Annotated in this window: 1 protein-coding gene; it reads left to right on the top strand. The window is 44.9% G+C overall.

What is annotated here, in order from left to right; genetic code table 11:
- On the top strand, positions 1-581 hold a 581-nt coding region (locus I6E38_RS14955; protein WP_235394725.1), incomplete at its 5' end, for a site-specific integrase.
- Positions 582-848: the final 267 nt, after the last annotated feature.

Raw genomic sequence — 848 nt, 5'->3', positions numbered from 1 at the left:
AGATAAAGGAGAACCCGAACGGTTTCTTGGAGCGTATCGAGACAATCCCGACTGACAAGGAGCATCTTTCACAAGACGAGGTTATCCGCTTGGCATCCACTCCATGCTCTACCCCTGCATTGAAGCGAGCCTTCCTGTTCTCTTGTCTAACGGCATTGCGAAAGAGCGACATCAAGAAGCTCACTTGGGAAGAAATACAGCCATACGGCAGCGATGGTGTGATGTATGTCACTACACGAATGCAGAAGACAAAGGACATCGTGCATAACCCAATCAGTGAGGAAGCCTTGGAACTGATAGGCTATTCACCAGATAAACGAGGTAAGGTGTTCCCCGATTTCAAAGACTCCATGACACAGGCACCATTGAAGAACTGGCTGAGAGAAGCAGGAATCACCAAGCATATATCCTATCATTGCTCACGCCACAGCTTTGCCTGTCTCCAGTTGGACGCAGGAACAAGTATTGCGGTTGTGCAGCGTTATCTCGGTCACAAGAATGTGGCAACAACAGAGGTGTATGCCAAGATTTCCGATGCCCAGAAGCGTGCTTCGGTTGGCTGTATCACCTTGAAGAAGTAACCATTTGACAATAACACGCAGAAAAGGACTGTTGGAATGATAGTGTTCCAATAGTCCTTTTCTCATTTTGTTGGTTCTATTTGCTGTCGTGGATAGAACCAATCCGACAAATACATTCCAATTTCTGTTGATATTAAAGAGGAACTGCAAATATCCCTTTTCTTTGCCCTTACCTTTGTAGCCAGTAATAAGCAGCAACTGGCACTAACGAGCAGTTTAAAGTATGATTCAGAGTATGATATCATATTAGAACGCTAATAAAGCGTA

It is taken from the genome of Leyella stercorea (genome assembly GCF_021531355.1).
Taxonomy (GTDB): domain Bacteria; phylum Bacteroidota; class Bacteroidia; order Bacteroidales; family Bacteroidaceae; genus Prevotella.
The sequence above is the reverse complement of the archived record's forward strand: the minus strand, read 5'-3'. Positions and strand labels throughout refer to the sequence as shown.